General features: G+C 74.2%; 16 protein-coding genes. 10 read left to right on the top strand and 6 right to left on the bottom strand.

What is annotated here, in order from left to right; genetic code table 11:
* Window positions 1-15: 15 nt before the first annotated feature.
* A complete protein-coding gene (locus rosag_RS01840) occupies window positions 16-513 on the top strand; it encodes a VOC family protein (protein WP_284348303.1) in 498 nt (165 codons plus the stop codon).
* A 37-nt stretch (window positions 514-550) separates the two neighbouring features.
* Here rosag_RS01840 and rosag_RS01835 read toward each other — a convergent pair whose 3' ends face one another.
* A complete protein-coding gene (locus tag rosag_RS01835; RefSeq protein ID WP_284348302.1) occupies window positions 551-2,020 on the bottom strand; it encodes an aminopeptidase P N-terminal domain-containing protein in 1,470 nt (489 codons plus the stop codon).
* 82 nt (window positions 2,021-2,102) lie between these two features.
* Complete coding sequence (locus rosag_RS01830; RefSeq protein ID WP_284348301.1) at window positions 2,103-2,525, bottom strand: hypothetical protein; 423 nt, start codon at window positions 2,523-2,525, stop codon at window positions 2,103-2,105.
* A gap of 177 nt (window positions 2,526-2,702) precedes the next feature.
* Here rosag_RS01830 and rosag_RS01825 point away from each other — a divergent pair, with 177 nt between their 5' ends.
* The 3 genes from rosag_RS01825 to rosag_RS01815 all read left to right on the top strand — a co-directional run bounded on the left by rosag_RS01825 (window position 2,703) and on the right by rosag_RS01815 (window position 6,366).
* Complete coding sequence (locus rosag_RS01825; RefSeq protein ID WP_284348300.1) at window positions 2,703-5,513, top strand: protein kinase domain-containing protein; 2,811 nt, start codon at window positions 2,703-2,705, stop codon at window positions 5,511-5,513.
* Between the two features lie 101 nt (window positions 5,514-5,614).
* Complete coding sequence (locus rosag_RS01820; protein ID WP_284348299.1) at window positions 5,615-5,932, top strand: hypothetical protein; 318 nt, start codon at window positions 5,615-5,617, stop codon at window positions 5,930-5,932.
* Window positions 5,933-5,967: 35 nt separating this feature from the next.
* Window positions 5,968-6,366, top strand: coding sequence for an NFACT RNA binding domain-containing protein (locus tag rosag_RS01815; protein ID WP_284348298.1), 399 nt, complete (start codon window positions 5,968-5,970; stop codon window positions 6,364-6,366).
* 36 nt (window positions 6,367-6,402) lie between these two features.
* Here the strand turns inward: rosag_RS01815 and rosag_RS01810 are convergent, their stop codons facing one another.
* The 4 genes from rosag_RS01810 to rosag_RS01795 all read right to left on the bottom strand — a co-directional run bounded on the left by rosag_RS01810 (window position 6,403) and on the right by rosag_RS01795 (window position 10,556).
* Window positions 6,403-7,794 carry a Gfo/Idh/MocA family protein gene (locus rosag_RS01810; RefSeq protein WP_284348297.1) on the bottom strand — a complete coding sequence of 464 codons (1,392 nt, stop codon included), beginning with the start codon at window positions 7,792-7,794 and terminating at the stop codon, window positions 6,403-6,405.
* A 1-nt stretch (window position 7,795) separates the two neighbouring features.
* Window positions 7,796-8,659, bottom strand: coding sequence for a sugar phosphate isomerase/epimerase family protein (locus rosag_RS01805; protein ID WP_284348296.1), 864 nt, complete (start codon window positions 8,657-8,659; stop codon window positions 7,796-7,798).
* 16 nt (window positions 8,660-8,675) lie between these two features.
* On the bottom strand, window positions 8,676-9,458 hold the full coding sequence (locus rosag_RS01800; protein ID WP_284348295.1) for a 3-keto-disaccharide hydrolase: 783 nt from the start codon (window positions 9,456-9,458) through the stop codon (window positions 8,676-8,678).
* 90 nt (window positions 9,459-9,548) lie between these two features.
* On the bottom strand, window positions 9,549-10,556 hold the full coding sequence (locus rosag_RS01795; protein ID WP_284348294.1) for an aldo/keto reductase: 1,008 nt from the start codon (window positions 10,554-10,556) through the stop codon (window positions 9,549-9,551).
* 168 nt (window positions 10,557-10,724) lie between these two features.
* Here rosag_RS01795 and rosag_RS01790 point away from each other — a divergent pair, with 168 nt between their 5' ends.
* The 6 genes from rosag_RS01790 (at window position 10,725) to rosag_RS01765 (ending at window position 16,652) form a co-directional block, all read left to right on the top strand.
* Window positions 10,725-11,621: an SEL1-like repeat protein gene (locus rosag_RS01790; protein ID WP_284348293.1), complete on the top strand. Its 897-nt coding sequence runs from the start codon at window positions 10,725-10,727 to the stop codon at window positions 11,619-11,621.
* A complete protein-coding gene (locus tag rosag_RS01785; protein ID WP_284348292.1) occupies window positions 11,621-12,532 on the top strand; it encodes an ABC transporter ATP-binding protein in 912 nt (303 codons plus the stop codon). The genes rosag_RS01790 and rosag_RS01785 overlap by 1 nt, the downstream gene beginning before the upstream one ends.
* Window positions 12,529-13,425, top strand: coding sequence for an ABC transporter permease subunit (locus rosag_RS01780; RefSeq protein ID WP_284348291.1), 897 nt, complete (start codon window positions 12,529-12,531; stop codon window positions 13,423-13,425). The genes rosag_RS01785 and rosag_RS01780 overlap by 4 nt, the downstream gene beginning before the upstream one ends.
* A gap of 14 nt (window positions 13,426-13,439) precedes the next feature.
* A complete protein-coding gene (locus tag rosag_RS01775) occupies window positions 13,440-14,402 on the top strand; it encodes an ABC transporter ATP-binding protein (protein WP_345784807.1) in 963 nt (320 codons plus the stop codon).
* A 12-nt stretch (window positions 14,403-14,414) separates the two neighbouring features.
* Window positions 14,415-15,119, top strand: coding sequence for an ABC transporter permease subunit (locus tag rosag_RS01770; protein ID WP_284348289.1), 705 nt, complete (start codon window positions 14,415-14,417; stop codon window positions 15,117-15,119).
* 474 nt (window positions 15,120-15,593) lie between these two features.
* The gene (locus rosag_RS01765; RefSeq protein ID WP_284348288.1) at window positions 15,594-16,652 is read left to right on the top strand and encodes an LLM class flavin-dependent oxidoreductase; all 1,059 of its coding nucleotides are present in this window, start codon (window positions 15,594-15,596) and stop codon (window positions 16,650-16,652) included.
* Window positions 16,653-16,656: the final 4 nt, after the last annotated feature.

Raw genomic sequence — 16,656 nt, 5'->3', positions numbered from 1 at the left:
TCCGAGGGAGTCCGCATGGCCGCGTCGTCCACCCCCACCGGTTACCACAGCGTCACGCCCAGCCTCATCGTCCGCGACGCCGCGAAGGCGATCGAGTTCTACAAGCAGGCCTTCGGGGCCGAGGAGCTCAGCCGGATGGCCGGCCCCGGCGGCGCGATCATGCACGCCGAGATCCGCATCGGGGACTCGATCGTGATGCTGGGCGAGGAGAACGTCGAGTGGGGCACGAAGTCGCCGCTCAGCACCGACGGGAACCCCGGCTCGCTCCACCTCTACGTCGCGGACGCCGACGCCGCGTTCCAGCGCGCGCTCGACGCCGGCGCGACCGTGCGCTACCCCCTGGAGGACGCCTTCTGGGGCGACCGCTACGGCAAGCTCACCGACCCGTTCGGGCACGAGTGGGGGATCGCCACCCGCCAGAAGGAGATGACGCCCGAGGAGATGGAGCGCGCGGGGGCCGAGTGGATGGCACAGCAGGCCGCCGGGCAGTCCGCGCAGCAGCAGCCGGCCTGACGCCGCTGGCGCGGCGCGTCCGGTCCGCTCACGCCCCTCAGGGCACGACCGGGCGCGCCCTCGCCATCGCGGCCTCGATCTCCGACGCCTCGCGCGGCGCGCGCGACAGCCACTCCACGCCCTGCTTCGTCACCGCGTAGTCGTCCTCGATGCGCACGCCGACGTGCTTGTAGCGGTCGACGACCGCGCGGATCTTCGCCAGCATCGCGCGGTTGCGCGGCGTGTCCGGGATCAGGCGCAGCACCTCGGGGTTCACGTAGATCCCCGGCTCGATGGTGAAGGCGTCGCCCTCGCGCAGCGTCTGGTCGTCCATGTAGTACTGCGCCGGGTCGTGCACCTCGATGCCGATGCCGTGCCCGAGCCCGTGCGGCATGAACAGCGCGAACTGGCGGCAGAGGCGCGAGCGCGCCGTGCACTGCCCGCCCCACGGCGCGTCGAACATCGCGTCGGCGGACTCGATGAGGCCCAGGCGCGCCAGCCCGCGCGCGATGACCGAGTCGGCCGCCTCCTGCACCGCCGCCCACTTCGCGCCCGGCTTCGCGGTCGTCTCCGCCGCCTTCTGCGCGTCGCGCACGATCTGGTAGACGGCGCGCTGCTCCGGCGTGTAGCGGCCATTGACGGGCACCGTGCGCGTGACGTCGGCCGCGTAGCCCTCGTACGACGCGCCGATGTCCATCACCACCACCTCGCCGTCGCGCATCACGCGGTCGTTGCGCATGTAGTGCAGCGTCGTGCTGTTCGGCCCCGACCCGATGATGCTCGCGAACGACGGCCCCTCGGCGCCCGCCTGCAGGAAGGCCGACTCGACGGTCGCCTGCACCTGGCGCTCGTTGGCGTTGGGGCGCACGGCGCGGAGCGCGGCCGCGTGCGCGGCGCCGGTGGCGTCGATCGCGCGCTTCAGCAGCGCCAGCTCGCGCGGCGACTTGCGCGCGCGCAGCCGGTCCACGATGGGGTGCGCGTCGCGCACGACGAGCGCGGGATGCGCGGCCGCGAAGCCCTGCATGAAGCGCGCGCCCAGCGTCACCGTGTCGCGCCCCGCCGCGTCGCCCGACGCGAAGTCGCGCAGCGTGTAGAACGGCAGCCCCGCCGCCGCCAGCGAGTCGAGCGCCGGCCGCAGCTCGCGCATGTGGCGCCGCGCCAGCCCCGTCTCCCGCGCGACGGTGGCCGAGTCGGCGGGGATGCCGACGTAGAGCTGGTAGCGCACGTCGGGGATGTCGACGAACACCGACGTCCGCGTCACCCCGCCGCGCTTCACCATCACGAGCACGGCGTCCGGCTCGTGGAAGCTCGTCAGGTAGCGGAACGCCGGCAGCGGCCGGTACGCGGTCCAGAGCGCGACCGGCTCGCGCGCGCCGAACGCGACGACGACGCCACTGTCCAGGTGCGCCGCGAGCGAGTCGCGGCGCGCCTGGTACTCCTCCGGCGGGATCGACTGGGCGGCGGCCGGACGGCCGGCCGCGAGGGCGCAGGCGAGACCGACGACGGCGGCGAGCGGGGAGCGACGCATGGCGGGCGGGGCGCGGGTGGACGGGACGACGAACCGTACCATGCGCGCGACCCCGCGGCCAGCGCCGCGTCGCCGTGCGCGCTCAGTGCGGCCGCAGCCCCGTGAGCGCGCCCTGCGCGAACGACCAGCGCTGCCCCGAGAGCGCCGTCATCGGCTGCGCCATGCTCACGATGGCGCGCGGGTCGCGGCTGGGCGCGACCGTCTGCGTCGCGCCGGCCAGCACCGCCAGCCGCACCATCCCCGCCCCCGCGGCGGCGCCCGCGGGGAGCCGCAGCGTGCCCCGCGCCCCCGGCGCGAGGCGGCCGAGGTGCCAGTCGCGGGTCTCGTCCAGCAGGTAGACGTCGAGCCAGGCCGTGCCCGCGTTGTCCACGAGGACGACGGGGCGGGCGGCCGCGGATGGGGTGGCAGTGGTCGTGGCCGCGTTGTGCGTGGCGCAGGCGGCGAGCGGCAGGACGGCGAGCGAGAGCGCGGCGAGGAGCGCGCGGACGTGCGTGGAAGCGGGCATGGGTTCCTCCGGCAGGGGGTGCGTGGCGGCGGAGGCGCCTGGAATCGGGCCTCGTACAGGAGCGCGCAGAACGCGGCCGGATCCACTCACGGCATCCATGCACGACGCGAACGCCCCCGCGCTTGACCCCGTCCGGCGCGGCGCCCTATCGTCGCCCATGGCCCTCCCTCCTTCTCCGTGACGCCCGAGCGCTGGCAGGCGGTCGAGGCGGTGGTACAGGCGGCGCTCGACCGCACGCCGGCCGAGCGGCCGGCGTACGTCGCGACCGCGTGCGGGGACGACGCGGAGCTGCGCCGCGAGGTCGAGTCGCTGCTGGGCGCCGCCCCGCCGACCGGGTTCCTGGAGCACGGCGCGATGGTCGACGCCGCGGCCGCGGAGCCGGCGGTGGACCGCGCGCGGCTCGACGCGGCGCTCGCGGGGCGCTACGCGATCGAGCGCGAGCTGGGGCGCGGCGGCATGGCCACCGTCTACCTCGCGCGCGACCTGCGGCACCGCCGGCACGTCGCCGTGAAGGTCCTGCTTCCCGACCTCGCCGCGGCGCTGGGCGCCGAGCGCTTCCTGCGCGAGATCGAGGTCACCGCGTCGCTGCACCACCCGCACATCCTGCCGCTGTTCGACAGCGGCGCGGCCGATGGGCTGCTGTGGTACGCGATGCCCTACGTCGACGGCGAGACGCTGCGCGCGCGGCTGACGCGCGAGTGGCAGCTGCCGCTGGACGACGCGCTGCGCATCGCGCGCGAGGTGGCCGACGCGCTGGCGTACGCGCACGCGCGCGGCGTCGTCCACCGCGACGTGAAGCCCGAGAACGTCCTGCTGCAGGGCGGGCACGCGCAGGTGGCCGACTTCGGGATCGCGCTCGCGGTGGCGCAGGCGACCGGCGGCGCGCGCATGACGCGCACCGGCATCTCGATCGGGACGCCGCAGTACATGGCGCCCGAGCAGGCCACCGGCGAGCGCACGGTGGACGCGCGCGCCGACGTCTACGCGCTGGGCGTGCTGCTGTACGAGATGCTCGCGGGCGAGCCGCCGTTCACCGGCCCGAACGTGCAGGCCGTGATCGCGAAGGCGCTGCGCGACCGGCCCGCGCCACCCTCGCGCGCGCGCGACACCGTGCCGCCCCACGTCGACGCCGCGGTGCTCGCCGCGCTCGAGCGGCTGCCCGCCGACCGCCTTCCGAGCGCGACGGCCTTCGTGGCGGCGCTCTCGCCGTCGAACGCGCCGGCGGTCCGCCCGCGTCCCACGCCGGGCGTCACGTGGCGCGGCGCGGCGCTGCTCGGCGGCGTCGCCCTCGCGATGGCGGCGCTGGGCTGGGCACTCGGCGCCGCGCGAACCCGTGCGTCCGGCGCGGCAGCCGCGGCGCGCGCGGGCGCGGTGCGCTTCACCGTCGACGTCGACTCGGGCTCGTTCGGCACGACCGGCCCGGCCATCTCGCCCGACGGCCGCACCATCGTCTTCCGCCTGGAGGACGCCACGGGCGCGCGGCTGTACGCGCGGCGCCTGGACGAGCTGCGGGCGCGGCCGCTCGCCGGCACCGACGACGCGCGCGAGCCGTTCTTCTCGCCCGACGGCGTGTGGGTCGCGTTCTACGCCAACGGCATGCTTCGGCGCGTCCGGCTCGACGGCGGGCCGTCGGTGGACGTCGTGAAGGCCGCATGGTTCGGCGGCGGCGCGTGGGGCGAGGACGACACGATCTGGTTCGCCGACACGCCGGCGCGCGCGATCTACCGCGCCTCCACGCGCGGCGGCGCGCCCACGCGTGTGCCGATCGCCGACACCGCGCTCGCGCTCGCGGACCCGCACCCGTTGCCGGGCGGCGGCGCGCTCCTGGTGACGATCACCAGGCGGACGATGGGGCCGCGCTTCGGCGTGCTGGACGTCGCGACCGGCGCGGTGCGCGAGCTGGGCGCCGGCTTCGCGCCGCACTACGTGGCGGGACACGTCGTGTTCGGCGGCGTGGGCGGGGAGCTGTACCGGCAGCCGTTCGACGTGCGGCGCCGGACGCTCGACGGCCCCGCGGAGCAGCTCACCGGCGGCCTCGCGTTCCTGATGGACGGCGCGCCGTTCGACGTGTCGGCGTCCGGCGCGCTCGTGTACCGCGCCGGCGGGTCGGACGAGACGCCGGGCTTCCTGAAGCTGTCCGTGCTGGACCGTCAGGGCCGCGAGCTGCAGCGGGTGCCGGCGCGCATGCCGTGGGCGCCGCGCTTCTCGCCCGACGGCGCGCGCGTGGCGTACGGTGCCTTCGCGGCCGATGCCGCGGCCAGCGACGTGTGGATCGCCGAGCTCGCGACCGGCGCCACGCAGCGGCTCACCACCGACGCCAACAACAACAACGATCCGCAGTGGAGCCCCGACGGGCGGACGATCGCGTACTCGGCGGACGCCGGCGACGCGAAGGACGTGTTCACGCGGTCGCTCGCGGGCGGCGCGGCGCGGCTGCTGACGCGGCGACCGGGCTACCAGTTCCCGGGCGACTGGCTGCGCGACGGCAGCGCCGTGGTATTCATCGACGTGCCGGTGGGCGGCGCCGGGAACGGGGACCAGGATCTCTGGATCCAGCCGACCGACGGCAGCGCCGCGCGCCCGTACGTCACCGGACCGGCGCGCGAGGTGGGTCCGCGCGTCTCGCCGGACGGCCGCTGGGCGGCGTACACGTCGAACGAGAGCGGCCGCGACGAGGTGTACGTGCAGTCGTTCCCGACGCCGGGCGCGCGCACGCTCGTCTCGGTGAGCGGCGGCATGCACCCGGTGTGGCGCGCCGATGGACGGGAGCTGTACTACTGGGAAGGCGAGCGGCTGATGGCGGCGCGCGTGGAGTCCGCGGGCGGCGCGCTGCTGAAGGTGCGCGACCGCACGCCGCTCTTCCACGCCTTCTACCCGGGCGGCCTGCTGGCGATGTACGACGCGTCGCCCGACGGCCAGCGGTTCATCGTGGTGACGGGCCACCAGCGCGCCAACCGGCTCGTGGTCGCGCTCGACGCGCTCCGCTGAGCGTCGCCCCGCTCAGCGTCGGCCCCGCCGCCGCTACCTCCGCGTGCGCGGCGCGCTAGCTTGCAGCCCGTGCGACCCCTCCCCCCTTCCCGTCCCGCCGCATGACGCTCACCGCGCGCCAGCAGCTCGTGCTCGCCGAGGTGGTGGCGGAGATCGACGTCGTGCTCCCGGGCCGCGACGAGGGGCCGCGCTGGGACGGGCTCGTGCTCGACATCCGCAACCGGCTGGCGGCGCGCCATCGCTCCGCCCTCGCGACGGGGATGGAGAAGCCGGGCCCGATGCTCTCGTCGGAGCAGGTCGCGCAGATCCTCACGCAGCTCTGCGACAAGGGGCTGCTCGTCGTCGCGCGCGGCGCCGACTACACGCGCCGCGTGCGGGTGACCGACGCCGGGCGCGCCGCGCTGCCGCTGGACGGCTGACGCGCGCCGTGTCCTCGTCCGAGCGTCGCGGCCCCGTGATCCCGAGCGGGGTGATCGAGTACGAGCTCCCCGACGGCTGGCAGGCGTTCGCGGGCCGCACCGATGCCGCCAACGACTACGTGAGCATCAAGCTCGCGAAGCCGCGCGACCGCTGGTTCCACGTGCGCGGGATGCCGGGCGGCCACGTGGTGCTGCGCGTGCCCGAGGACCGCGAGCCGGACCGCGCGACGCTGGAGCGCGCCGCGGCGCTCGCGGCCTACCACAGCAAGGCGCGCACGGGCGGCGTGACGTCGGTCTCGACGACCGAGGGGCGCCACGTCTCCAAGCCGCGCGGCGTGAAGCCCGGCACGGTGGAGATCCGCAAGGAGAGCGTGCTCAAGGTGCGGCCCGCGACCGAGGCCGAGGTGACGGCGATGCGGCGCGGGCCGGCGTAGACACGCCGAAGCGACGACGAAGCGACGGCGTCGCGGTCAGGCCAGCGCGACCTGCTGCGCCCGGTCGTCGAAGGTCGCCTTGCGACCGCTCTGGATCGCCGCGATGGTCATGACCAGCGCGACCGAGTGGTTGTAGCCCGCCTCGATGTCGGCGTTGGGCTTCCGGCGCGCGCGCACCGCCTCCATCCAGTCGCGCACGTGCAGCAGCGAGTCGCGATCCGCGCCCGTGCTGGCCGCGGTCTCGACGCGCGCGCCCGACTCCACGAGCGTCGTCTCGGGCAGCAGGAACGCCTCGCGGCCCATCGCCTTCGCGAAGCTCGCGGTGAGCCCGCCCTCCGGCGTCACGCGCCCCGTGTCGAGGTTGAGCATGCCGCCGTTGGAGTAGTAGTACTCCTTCACGTCGCCGGCGGCGTTGGTCATGCGCGACGCGTACACCACCTGGAAGCCCTTCGTCGGGTCGTCGAGCGGGCCGTAGTCGAACACGATGGTGGCCGTGTCCCAGTTGCGGCGCCCGTCCTTCCACAGGTAGATGCCGCCATTGGCGACCACGCTGCGCGGGCGCGGGAAGCCGGTGAACCAGTGCACCGTGTCGATCTGGTGCACCATCCACTGGTCGGGGATGCCTGACGAGTACGGCCAGAAGAGGCGGTACTCGACGTACTTGCGCGGGTCCCACGGCTCGAACGGGCGGTTCAGCAGGTAGCGCGTCCAGTCGGTGTCCTGCTCGCGGATCTGCGCCACGAGCTCCGGGCGGCGCCACCGGCCCGGCTGGTTCACGTTCCACGTCATCTCCGCCATCACGACGTCGCCGAACTTCCCGGCCCGCAGGTAGTCGTTGGCGGCGCGGTACTTCGGCGAGCTGCGGCGCTGCGTGCCGATCTGCACGATGCGCCGGCTGGAGCGCACGGCGTCGCGGATCGCCTTCGCGTCGGCCATCGTGTTGGCGAGCGGCTTCTCGATGTACGCGTCCTGCCCGGCCTGCATCGCCTCGACGCCGTGCAGCGCGTGCTGGAAGTCGGCGGTGGAGATGATCACCGCGTCCGTCACCTTGGCGTCGTAGAGCGCCTCGTTGTTGCGGAAGCCGCGGATCGCGCGGCCCACGGCCTGCCCCACCTGCGCGACGCCCTCCTCGCGGCGGCGGCTCCAGATGTCCGAGAGCGCCACGACCTCGAAGTTCAGCTCCTTGGCCGCCGCCTGGAACGCGGGCAGCAGCGTGCTGCGGCAGCGGTCGGACCAGCCGACGATGCCCACGCGCACGCGCTCGTTGGCGCCGCGGATGCGCGCGTAGCTCGCGGCGGTCGTCGCGGTCGCGTGCGTGGCGTGCGCCGCGCCGGGCGCCGCGGCGAGCGCGAGGCCCGCGGCACCGGCGGCCGCCTGCTTCAGGAAGTCGCGGCGGGGCAGGTCCGGGGCGAGCGTCTGGTCGGACATCTCACTTCCTCCCGTGTGGCGCGAGGCCGGCGAGCACGCCGCGCATGTACGCGAACGAGCGCTGCATCCCCGGCAGCGGATCGGCGGCGTCGATCTCGTACTCGAGGTTCACGACGCCGGCGTAGCGCATCGCCTGCAGCTGGCGGAAGATCTCGGGGAACGGGATGCGCCCCTCGCCGACGATGCACTGGCTGTCGCGCGCCGTGAGGTCGCGCAGGTCCTTCGCGTGCATGTCGAGCAGGCGCGGGCCGGCGTCGGCGATGGCCTGCACGACGTCGGCGCCCGTGCGGGCCGTGTGCCCGACGTCGATGCACAGCCCCATGCGCGGGTCCATCGTCCGCACGTGCCGCAGCGCGTCCGCCGGCGCCGGGTAGTGCCGGTCCTCCGGGCCGTGGTTGTGGATCGCGACGCGGACGTCGTAGCGCGTCGCGAACCGCTCCACGCGCGGCAGGATCGCGGGGTCGCACGTCGCGACGATGAGCGGCAGGCCGAGCGCCCGCGCGTAGTCGAAGTAGCGCCGCACGTCGTCGTCGGTGTCGTGCGCGAAGGTGATCGTGCCGCCGCCGACGAGCTGCAGCCCCGCCGCCTCGAACTCGCGGCGCGCCGCCGCCAGCTCCGCCGCCGACAGCGCGTAGTCGGCGTGCACCGACTTCACGTTGACGTAGGGCGTCCCCAGCGCGCGCACCATCTCGATCGCCCGCGCGCGCGGGAACTTGCGCAGCGAGTAGCTCGCCACGCCCAGCCGCACTGCGGCCGTAGTCGCGGGCTGCGCGCGGACCCGAGACGGCGCGCCGAGCGCGAGGCCCGCCGCCGCGCACGCGGAGGTGTGCAGGAACGCGCGCCGGGTCGGCGACGGATGGGCCATGGCGACGTCGCCTCGCTCAGCGCAGCTCGCGGACCTTCAGGCTCCGGAACCACACCGCGTCGTTGTGGTCCTGGAGGACGACGTGCCCGCGCCGGCGCTCGCCGAACCACGCCCAGTCCCGGTACTTGCTCGCCGCCAGCGCCGCGGCCATCGCCGGCGTGCCGAGGTCGTAGGCGACGACGCGCTCGCCGTTCAGCCAGTGCTCGCCGTGCGTGCCGCGGAACACGATGCGCGACCGGTTCCACTCGCCCACCGGGCGCACCGCCTTGCGATCGTTCGCCGCGAACAGGTCGTACAGGTCGGCCGTCTGGTGCTTCACGATCCGGCCGTCCGGATGCACGTCGTCGTCGATGATCTGGTACTCGAAGCCCTTCGCGGCGTGGCGCGGCTCGATGGCGGTGGAGAGCGACTCCGCCACGTTGTACTTCACGCCGCTGTTCGCGCCGCGCGCGACCTTCCACTCCCAGCTCAGCTCGAAGTCGCCGTAGGTGGCGACGGTCATCAGGTCGCCGCCGCCGACGGGCTGCCCGTCCGCCTGCACGGCGACGCGGCCGCTCGGGATCTTGTGGATCGCGCCGTCCTCGACGCGCCAGTGCGCGGTGGGCACGGTGTCGCGCCCGAGGCCGCGCCAGCCGCGCAGCGTCGTCCCGTCGAACAGCAGCGTCCATCCCGCGGCCCGCTCGGCCGCCGTGAGCTGGTTCGGGGTGCTCGGGTCGGCGTCGAGCGTGGCGCGAGGCGTGGCGCAGGCGATGCCCGCGAGCAGCACCGTGGCAACGCAGGGCGTGAGGAGTGAGCGCACGGCGGGGCGGGAGGCGTGGGACGCATCGCGCGAGGCGTCGACAGCGCGATGATCGGTCCGCGGTCCCGCGCCGTCAAGCGCGCGCCGACGTCAGCGGTCGACCTGCGCCATCTGCTTCTCGCCGTAGCGGGGCCCCGCGATCTGCCCGGGCGCGAGCGCGGCATCGAGCGTCGCCAGCTCCTCGGCCGTGAGCCGCAGCTCGGCGGCGGCGACGTTCTCCTCCAGGCGCGCACGCCGCTTCGTGCCCGGGATCGGGACGATATCCTCGCCCTGGTGCAGCAGCCACGCGAGCGCGACCTGCGCCGCGGTCGCGCCCTTCCGCGCCGCGACGTCGCGCACCGCGCCGGCCGCGCGCACGTTGGCGTCGAAGTTCGCGCCCTGGTAGCGCGGGTCGCCGCGGCGGAAGTCGTTCTCCGGATACTCCTCCGCGCGCTTCACCTCGCCCGTGAGGAAGCCGCGGCCGAGCGGCGCGAACGGCACGAGGCCGATGCCCAGCTCGCGCAGCAGCGGGATGATCCGCGGCTCCAGGTTGCGCTCCCACAGCGAGTACTCGCTCTGCAGCGCGGTGATGGGATGCACCGCGTGCGCGCGGCGGATCGTCCGCTCGCCCGCCTCCGAGAGGCCGAGGAAGCGCACCTTCCCCTCGCGCACGAGGTCCGCCATCACGCCGACGACGTCCTCGATCGGCACGTTCGGATCGACGCGGTGCTGATACAGCAGGTCGATGCGGTCCGTGGCGAGGCGGCGCAGCGAGCCCTCGACGGCCGCGCGCACGTGCGCCGGCCGGCTGTCCACGCCCGCGATCGCGCCATTCTCGAAGGTGAAGCCGAACTTGGTCGCGACGGTCGCGCGGTCGCGCGCCCCGCTCCCCAGCTCGCGCAGCGCGCGCGCCAGCAGCTCCTCGTTCGCGTGGGGACCGTAGGCCTCCGCCGTGTCGAGGAAGGTGCATCCGAGCTCGATCGCGCGGTGGATGGTCGCGATCGACTCGCGCTCGTCGCGCTCCTCGGGCGTGCCGTAGGCGTGGCTCATCCCCATCAGGCCGAGGCCGAGCGCGGAGACGGTGAGGCCCTGCGTGCCGAGGGTGCGGGTGGGCAGCATGTCGACGATCGGTTCGGGACGGGACGTGCGACGCTCCGCAGGATAGCCGGGACGCGCGAAACCGCGCGAGCGACCCCAGCGTACGGCCACCGCCACGCTCGCCCCCCTCCCTCCGCCCGCGTGCCGATGCGAACCGGGTCCCCGCCCGACGCGCGCCCTCCCCGAGGCGTGCACCGCCTGCTCCTGCTCGTCGCCTCCCTGCTCGCGCTCTCCGGCTGCCACGCCGAGCACGCGGAGGCCAAGCGCCTCGACGCCGCGTGCGAGGGCGGCGAGATCAAGTCCTGCGGCCTGCTCGCGGAGCGCCTGCAGACCGGCCGCTACGTCCTCCGCGACGAGTCGCGCGCGGCGACGCTCTTCACGCGCGCCTGCGACGGCGGCCTGGGCGACGGCTGCGCCAGCCTCGGCGTGCTGCACCAGCGCGGCCGCGGCGTGAAGCGCGACTCCGTGCGCGCGGTGCGCCTCTTCCGGCAGGCGTGCGACCGCGACGGCCTCGATGGCTGCACGCGGCTGGGAATCCTGCACCGCACGGGCGACGGCGTGCCGCGCGACGTCGCGCAGGCGGGCGCGCTGTTCACCCGCGCGTGCGACGGCGGCAACCTGTCCGGCTGCGCGCAGCTCGGCGCGCTGCTGGCGGCCGGCGAGGGCATGACGCGCGACGACGCGAAGGCCGCGAGCCTGTTCCAGCGCGCGTGCGACGCGAAGGTCGCCCCGGGCTGCCTGGGCCTCGCGCGGCTGCACGCGAGCGGCGCGGGCGTGGCCCGCAACGACTCCCTCTCCCTCGCGCTCTACGACCGCGCGTGCGACGCGGAGGAGGCCACCGCCTGCTTCGAGCTCGCCGGCGTCTACGAGTCGGGCCGCGGCGCGCCGCAGAACTACCAGCGCGCCGCGCGCCTCTATCGCCAGGCCTGCGAGAGCCGTCACGGCGAGGCGTGCTACCGGCTCGCGGGGCTGTACCGCAACGGCGCGGGCGTCTACCGCGACTCGTCGGAAGCGGCGCGGCACACCAGCGAGGCGTGCACGCTCGGCTTCGACGCGGCGTGTCCCCCCAAGCCGAGGAAGAGCTGATGGCATCGGGCCAGCCGCTGCTCGTCGCCGAGCACCTGACGAAGCGCTATGGGAGCGTCGTCGCGCTCGACGACGTGAGCTTCACCATCGACGACGGCATCACCGGCATCCTGGGCGAGAACGGCGCCGGGAAGAGCACGTCGATGAAGATCTTCCTCGGCCTGCTGCGCCCGACCTCGGGGCGCGCGACCGTGCTCGGCGAGGAGGCGTCGACGGACGCGCGCGTGCGGGCGCGCATCGGCTACATGCCGGAGCACGACTGCCTGCCGAGCCAGGTCAGCGCCGCGGAGTTCCTGACGCACATGGCGCAGGTGAGCGGGCTGCCGCCGTCGGCGGCGCGCACGCGCGCGGCCGACACGCTGCGGCACGTGGGACTGTTCGAGGAGCGCTACCGTGCGATCGGCGGCTACTCCACCGGCATGAAGCAGCGGGTCAAGCTGTGCCAGGCGCTCGTGCACGATCCGGCGTTCGTCTTCCTCGACGAGCCCACCGCGGGCCTCGACCCGATGGGGCGCGAGGAGATGCTGACGCTGATCCGGAAGACGCACCGCGAGTTCGGGATCAGCGTGCTGCTGTCGTCGCACCTCATGGCCGACGTCGAGCGCACCTGCGACCGCATCCTCGTCATGCAGGGCGGCCACCTCGTGCACGCGGGCGAGGTCGGGCACTTCACGCGGGAGACGGAGACCGTGTTCATCGAGGTCGACACCAACCGGGAGCGGCTCGTCGCGGCGCTGGAGCGGCGCGGCGTGCGCATCACCGCGGACGGCGGCGGGTTCACCATCGAGGGGCCGGACGCGTCGGTCTACGACCACGTGCGCGACGCGCTGGTCGAGGCGGAGGCGCCGCTGCGCCGCATGGGGCCGCGCCGGCGCGCGCTGGCCGAGCTGTTCGAGCGGGTGCCCGCATGACCGGCACCGTCTTCGACATCGGCTACCGCAGCTACACCGGGCCGCGCGAGGGGCGCGGGCGGGCGCGGCGCGCGGTCTTCCACGACGGCGTGCGCATCGCGCTCGGCCTCGGCCGCGGGCCGCGGGCGCTGATCCTGCCGTGGTTCTTCATCGCGGTGCTGTGCGTGATCGCGCTGGTGATGGCGCTCATCGCCGGCGCGGCGGAGCGGATGGGCGGGCCGGGCGCGGCGCAGCAGCTCGACCTGCCGTCGCACAACGACTACTACGCGATCGCGTCGCTGATCCTGTTCGTGTTCGGCGCGGTCGTCGCGCCCGAGCTGCTCTGCCGCGACCGGCGGGAGGGCGTGATCCAGCTCTACCTCGTGCGGCCGCTCAGCGGCTCCGACTACATCGTCGCGCGGTGGGCGGCGTTCCTGGCGGTGATGGTGGCGGCCGCGTGGCTGCCGCAGGTCATCCTGCTGCTGGGGCTCGCGGCGGGCGACCCGAACCCGGGGCAGTACCTGCGGCAGCACTGGCTCGACATCCCGCGCTTCCTCGCGGCCGGCCTGGCGATGGCGGCGTACATCACGTCGCTGGCCATGCTGACCGCGTCGTTCACCACGCGGCGCGCGTACGCGGCGGTGTTCCTCGTGGGGCTGGTGGTGATCACCGCGCCCTTCACCGTGGGGCTCTCGCAGGAGATCGGCGGCACGGCCGGCCAGTGGATCTCGATGTTCACCCTCACCAACATCCCGGTGCACGTGAACGACATCCTGTTCCGCGAGATCAGCGAGCTCACGGAGGACGCGCCCGCGGGCCAGCTGCCGGAGTGGATCCGCGTGTCCTGGTACTTCGTGTGGACGCTCGTGCCGGCCGCCGCGCTGTGGTGGCGCTACCGGAGGCTGACGCCATGAGCGCCGTCGCCACCATGCCCGTGGACGCGCCGCGCGAGGTCGCCGGCCCGCGCGCGGACGCGCCGCCCGTCATCCGCGTCGACGGCGTCTCGCGCTGGTTCGGGAGCGTCGTCGCCGTCAGCGACGTGAGCTTCGACATCGGCCCCGGCATCACCGGGCTCCTCGGCCCCAACGGCGCCGGGAAGACGACGCTGCTCCGCATGATGACCGGCCTCGCCGCGACGTCCAGCGGGACCGTCACGATGTTCGGCCAGCCCGTGCGCGACAATCCCCCGCTCTACCGGCGCGTGGGCGTGATGTCCGAGCACGAGACCGTCTACGGCTTCATGCAGGGCCGCGAGTTCGTGCGCATGATGGGCCGCCTGCGGCACGTCGAGGATCTCGAGGCCGCCGTGGACCGCGCGATCGCGCTCGTCGACATGGCCGACGCGCAGCACCGCGCGATGGACACTTACTCGCGCGGCATGCGGCAGCGCATGCGGCTCGCCGGGACGCTCGTGCACGACCCGGACGTCCTGATCCTCGACGAGCCGCTCAACGGCGCCGACCCGCGGCAGCGGCTGCACTTCAAGCGGCTGCTCCAGCAGCTGGCCGCCGACGGGCGCACGATCGTGCTCTCGTCGCACATCCTCGAGGAGGTCGAGGAGCTGGCCGACACGGTGCTCCTCATTGTCAACGGGAAGCTCGCGGCGTCGGGCGGGTTCCGCGCCATCCGCGCGGCGCTCGACCAGCGGCCGTACCACGTGCGCGTGACCTGCGACGCGCCGCGCGCACTGGCGGCGGCAGCGGTCGGGCTGCCGTCGGTGGACGCCGTCAACCTCGATCCCGACGGCTCCGTCGTCATCCTGAGCCGCAACGTCAGCGACGTGCAGCTCGCGCTGCCGCGCCTCGCGCGCGGCGCCGGCATCCGGCTGCAGCGCGTGGAGCCGCTCGACGACTCGCTCGAGAGCGTGTTCGGCTACCTGGTGGAGGGCTGAGCGATGCGTGCCGTGTACCAGCTCACCCTCCGGCAGCTCGCCGGCCGCTGGCGCCTCCTCATCATGGCGGTGCTGGCGCTGATGCCGGTCGTCATCGCGACGCTGATGCTGGGCGACGCCCACGCGCCGTCGGTGAAGGAGTTCGAGACGGCGATCCTCAGCGCGATGCTCGCGGGCTCCATCGCGCCGCTGGTCGTGCTCGCGATCGCGGCGCCCGCCTTCGCGAACGAGATCGAGGACCGCACGCTGGCGAACCTCACGCTGTCCCCCATCCCGCGCTGGCAGATCGCGCTCCCCAAGCTGCTGGCGACGATCACGATCGCGGGCCCGTTCATCCTCGCCAGCGCGCTCGCCACGAGCTGGATCGCCTTCCTCGGCGACCCGCGCGCGGTGCTGGCCGTGACGACGTCCGCGGTCGTCGGCGTGGCGCTGTACGCGTCGGCGTTCGTGTGGCTCGGGCTCGTGAGCACGCAGGCGATCGGCATCGGCCTGCTCTACATCGTGCTCTGGGAGGGGCTCTTCTCGGGCTTCGTGTCGGGCGTGCGGCTGCTCAGCATCCGCCACCACGCGATCGCGCTGATGCACGGGCTGGACGCGCGCCGCTTCGCCGGCGGCGACCACCTGGGCCTCGCGCCCACGCTCGTGATCGCGACGCTGGTGTTCGGCGGCTTCCTGTTCCTGTCGGTGCGACGGCTGCGGCAGCTGGACGTGCCGTGACGCGGTGACGCGCGTGTGGTGCTGGCGCCTGCGCGCCGGACTCGAACGGCAAGAGCAGCAAGGATGAAAGTCCGAGAAGATCCGATGACGACGGATGGCTCCGCGTGGCGCGAGGCTGCTCGCACTCCACCGGAGCCATCCGTCGTTATCCGATCTCATCCGAACTTCATCCTTGCTGCCGTTGCAGTTCGGGTCCGACGCGCAGGGCTCCCGTGCCTATTGGGGAGGATATGGATGCTCCGGATGATGCGGATCATGCGGATCGCTCCTCCCCTGTGCAGGGAGCGTCGCCGCCACGCGGAGCGATCCGGAGCATCCGCTCGATCCGCAGCATCCGCGTCCCCTCCAAAGGCAAACGGGGCCAGCGCGTTGGACGCAAACGACGAGGGTAGACAGCATGAAGGTCGCGGAGCCGAAGCGCGCGTCCTCCGGCTATCTTGCGGCGCACGAACCAGACGCCGACTCCACCACGCCATGACGCCACAGCTCGAGCTCGGGATCGACACCTTCGGCGACGTCACGCGCGACGCCGACGGCCGTCCGCTGCCCCACGCGCAGGTCATCCGCAACCTCGTCGACGAGGCGGTGCTGGCCGACGAGGTCGGGATCGACTTCATCGGCGTCGGCGAGCATCACCGCGCGGACTTCGCGGTCTCGTCGCCCGAGATGGTGCTCGCCGCCATCGCCGGCCGCACGCAGCGCATCCGGCTCGGCTCCGCGGTCACGGTGCTCAGCTCCGACGATCCGGTGCGCGTCTTCCAGCGCTTCTCGACGCTCGACGCCGTGTCCAACGGGCGCGCGGAGGTGATCCTCGGACGCGGCTCGTTCACGGAGTCGTTCCCGCTGTTCGGCTTCCCGCTGGACCAGTACGAGGTGCTGTTCGAGGAGAAGCTGGCGCTGTACGCCGCGCTGCTGGAGGCCGACCGCACGGGTGAGCCGGCGTCGTGGCGCGGCAGCACGCGCGCGCCGCTCGCGGGACTGCGCGTCCACCCGCCCACCGAGCGCGGACGCCTCACGACGTGGATCGGCGTCGGCGGCAGCCCGCAGTCGGTCGTGCGCGCGGCGCACCACGGGCTGCCGCTCATGCTCGCGATCATCGGCGGCAATCCGCGCCGCTTCGCGCCGTACGTCGCGCTCTACCACCGCGAGCTCGCGCAGCGCGGCGTGACGCCGCTGCCGGTGGGCGTGCACTCGCCCGGCCACGTCGCGGAGACGGACGCGCGGGCGCGCGAGGAGCTGTGGCCCGCGTACCGCGAGATGCGCGACCGCATCGGCGGGGAGCGCGGGTGGGGCCCGACCAGCCGCGCGGAGTTCGAGCACGAGGCCGACGCGGGCTCGCTCTACGTCGGCTCGCCCGAGACCGTCGCGCACAGGATCGCGGCGACGGCGCGCGCGCTCGGCCTCGCGCGCTTCGATCTGAAGTACAGCTCGGGCCCCCTCGCGCACGAGGCGATGCTGCAGAGCATCGCGCTGTACGGGCGCGAGGTGATCCCGCGCGTGCGGGCGCTGCTCGCGGCAGCGCCCGCCGCCTGACGCG

The sequence above is a fragment of the Roseisolibacter agri genome (assembly GCF_030159095.1).
GTDB classification, from domain to species: Bacteria; Gemmatimonadota; Gemmatimonadetes; order Gemmatimonadales; family Gemmatimonadaceae; genus Roseisolibacter; species Roseisolibacter agri.
Note: the sequence above shows the minus strand (reverse complement) of the source record. Positions and strands in the feature narration are given on the sequence as shown.

What these genes read in the sequence shown, in the direction of transcription:
- rosag_RS01840 (WP_284348303.1), top strand. Translation starts at nt 16, where the DNA reads ATGGCCGCGTCGTCCACCCCCACCGGTTACCACAGCGTCACGCCCAGC.
- rosag_RS01835 (WP_284348302.1), bottom strand. Translation starts at nt 2,020, where the DNA reads ATGCGTCGCTCCCCGCTCGCCGCCGTCGTCGGTCTCGCCTGCGCCCTC.
- rosag_RS01830 (WP_284348301.1), bottom strand. Translation starts at nt 2,525, where the DNA reads ATGCCCGCTTCCACGCACGTCCGCGCGCTCCTCGCCGCGCTCTCGCTC.
- rosag_RS01820 (WP_284348299.1), top strand. Translation starts at nt 5,615, where the DNA reads ATGACGCTCACCGCGCGCCAGCAGCTCGTGCTCGCCGAGGTGGTGGCG.
- rosag_RS01810 (WP_284348297.1), bottom strand. Translation starts at nt 7,794, where the DNA reads ATGTCCGACCAGACGCTCGCCCCGGACCTGCCCCGCCGCGACTTCCTG.
- rosag_RS01805 (WP_284348296.1), bottom strand. Translation starts at nt 8,659, where the DNA reads ATGGCCCATCCGTCGCCGACCCGGCGCGCGTTCCTGCACACCTCCGCG.
- rosag_RS01795 (WP_284348294.1), bottom strand. Translation starts at nt 10,556, where the DNA reads ATGCTGCCCACCCGCACCCTCGGCACGCAGGGCCTCACCGTCTCCGCG.
- rosag_RS01785 (WP_284348292.1), top strand. Translation starts at nt 11,621, where the DNA reads ATGGCATCGGGCCAGCCGCTGCTCGTCGCCGAGCACCTGACGAAGCGC.
- rosag_RS01780 (WP_284348291.1), top strand. Translation starts at nt 12,529, where the DNA reads ATGACCGGCACCGTCTTCGACATCGGCTACCGCAGCTACACCGGGCCG.
- rosag_RS01775 (WP_345784807.1), top strand. Translation starts at nt 13,440, where the DNA reads ATGCCCGTGGACGCGCCGCGCGAGGTCGCCGGCCCGCGCGCGGACGCG.
- rosag_RS01765 (WP_284348288.1), top strand. Translation starts at nt 15,594, where the DNA reads ATGACGCCACAGCTCGAGCTCGGGATCGACACCTTCGGCGACGTCACG.